The 2,421-nt window shown below is 52.5% G+C and carries 3 protein-coding genes and 1 tRNA gene; all 4 read left to right on the forward strand.

All coding sequences use genetic code 11. The annotated features are described in order from the left end of the window. Nucleotides 1-164 precede the first annotated feature (164 nt). Complete coding sequence (locus Q0510_RS16810; RefSeq protein WP_298714404.1) at nucleotides 165-929, forward strand: hypothetical protein; 765 nt, start codon at nucleotides 165-167, stop codon at nucleotides 927-929. A gap of 142 nt (nucleotides 930-1,071) precedes the next feature. Then, nucleotides 1,072-1,158, forward strand: a tRNA-Ser gene (locus Q0510_RS16815). A gap of 88 nt (nucleotides 1,159-1,246) precedes the next feature. Then, entirely contained in the window at nucleotides 1,247-1,726 is a 480-nt protein-coding gene (locus tag Q0510_RS16820; RefSeq protein WP_298714407.1) for a GNAT family N-acetyltransferase, read from the forward strand. Between the two features lie 131 nt (nucleotides 1,727-1,857). Beyond that, a partial coding sequence (locus Q0510_RS16825) for a hypothetical protein (RefSeq protein ID WP_298714410.1) occupies nucleotides 1,858-2,421 on the forward strand: 564 nt, incomplete at its 3' end.

A 2,421-nucleotide genomic window follows, 5' to 3' on the forward strand; every position in this document is an offset into this window, starting at 1 on the left:
TTGCGGCAGTCTTGAAAACTGTTGACTGTAACAGGTCCGGGGGTTCGAATCCCTCTTCCTCCGCTGAAATTTTCCCGGTTAAGTTCCGGGATTTTTTGTTTGTAGACAGTACAGTTATGGCCCCATTTTATTAATTTCCGTTAACCCAAAAAAATAATCCTGTTATGAAATTCTACTTCACATTCGACCCCGAAACCCACGACTACTGGCCGGTTTACGACGCGATCAAGAAGTATTACCCGGTAGGCCTGCGTCCCAATGATTCCTTGTATTACACCTATGAAGGACGAAAATTGCTGGGGGATATCCTCGTGGAACAGGTGCATGATCCTGCCCGGTTCAAAGAATTTACCGACTTCAGCGAGAAGGCAGGTGCGGCGATGGGATGTGAAATAATCGGCTGGACGTTTGGACAGGAACCATCCCTGGCATTCGAAGTCATCCTCGAACGGATCGTGCAAAAGCCGGTAGAATACGTCAGGAAACTATATTTCGCTAAAAGCGTGATCGGCGATTTTTATACCATCTACGGCCTGGAAACAACTACCGTCTGGAAGGAAGACGGCGAGCTCCCCCGGCAATACAGATCCGATAATGTCATCACCGTTTCCCCGGCAGCGGAATTCCAAGATCCGTTCCTCCAACTGAAAGGATTGGTGAACGAACATTTTCCGGGCCACAAACAGGTTCCTTTTTACATCCTGCGCATGTATTTGCACGGATTATACACCCCGTTCGATGAATTGAACGAGGCCACGGTATTCCACGCGCTCTTCAGCCAGCATTTTGATGCAAAGCATGCGCACCGGGCCCTCGGGGATGATACTTACGCCAAAAACGAATGGTGGAAGGAAGGCGTGACAGCAGCGGATATAGCCAGGGCGGAGCGCCAATGGTACAGCGTGAATCCTTTCCCGAACCCGGAGTAATTCCCTAAAAAAGTTTGTGAAATCCTTCGAGATGTATACATTTGCGCCCGGTATATTGGAATTTCCGGCTGTTTTAAACGCGATCCGCCACGGCATAATGGCCGTCGTTGAGAAGAACAGGAGATTTCCAAACCAGTTTTACGGAGAGGTGTCAGAGAGGTCGAATGTGCCTGACTCGAAATCAGGTGTACTGTCAAAGGTACCGGGGGTTCGAATCCCTCCCTCTCCGCTGATTTTTAATTATGATGAAAGGCGCTGTAAATTATTCATTTACAGCGCCTTTTACATACCCCGCATAACCCCTCAAAGAATTTCCGATGCCCGTTGTTCAGCTCCATCAGCTCCAATCCGCCGATACTGGCTTAATTCATCAGATCGCCGAATGGTACTATGCCGAATGGCATCTCTCCATAGATGCATCCAAAGCCATGCTGCAGGCGATTTGCAGTGACCCTCATCAAATACAGGCAGTGCTCCTCGCAGGCGATATCCCGGTCGCCACCGGCAGTATTTGCCATCATGTAGGGCTGCAGGACAGGGTGCCCCGCCTCGCCAGCTTCGGCCCCTGGCTGGCAAGAGTGTACACCGTGCCCGCCCATCGAGGGAAAGGCTATGGCAGCGCGATCTGCCGGTATTTGCAGTCCGCCTGCGGGGAACAGGGGATTTCCACGCTGTATCTCTTCACGGACACGGCCGAGCTACTGTACGCAAAGCTGGGGTGGGGGGTGATGGAAAGACTGGAAACCGGCGGCAGGGCCCTCGCCGTGATGCACCTCCATCTTTCTGCCCCGTTTTGACCCCGCCGGATTAATTCGTCGATAAAACCGGGCATTCGTCGATGAAGGCCGTTCCGGACCCCAAACCTTGCAACAAATCCCCGGCCCGTTCGTCTCTTCTGCTATACTTTAACATGCACAACCCAATTGGTATGAAACACTTTTTATTGCTTTTACTATTATCCCTTCCCTTTTCCGCCGGCAACGCGCAGGTCCGCCTTGCCATACAGCTCGATAAAGGGCTAAAAGGGCCTTATTCCGGGCGTTTATTCGTTCATACGTTAAAAGACACATCGCAACAGTTCAACGACCGCAATATGTCGGAAGAACCCGCTTTCTCCATGCCTGTGAAAAACTGGGTAACGGGAACGCCTGTTGTGCTGCCGCAGGATGCGACGGCCTCCCATCAGGCGCTGGCGGCATTGACGCCAGGGGTTTATAAGCTTGTCGCCATACTGGATACGAATACGAGCGAAAGAGGGAACGGGGCGCCGGGGAACCTCTACAGCCGCCAGGAAGGTTTGCTGCGGATATCCGCAACCGGGAAGGGTGAAGGGGAAGTGACGCTCAACGCTGCATTCCCGAACCGCGTTTTTCGGGAAGCGGACCTGGTGAAGGAAGTGCAGTTCCGCTCCAGGCGCCTGAGCGAATTCCGGGGAACGGATATATTCCTGAAAGCCGCGGTGATATTACCGGCATCTTACGCCGCCAACCCC

The organism is uncultured Chitinophaga sp. (genome assembly GCF_937874145.1).
Classification (GTDB): domain Bacteria; phylum Bacteroidota; class Bacteroidia; order Chitinophagales; family Chitinophagaceae; genus Chitinophaga.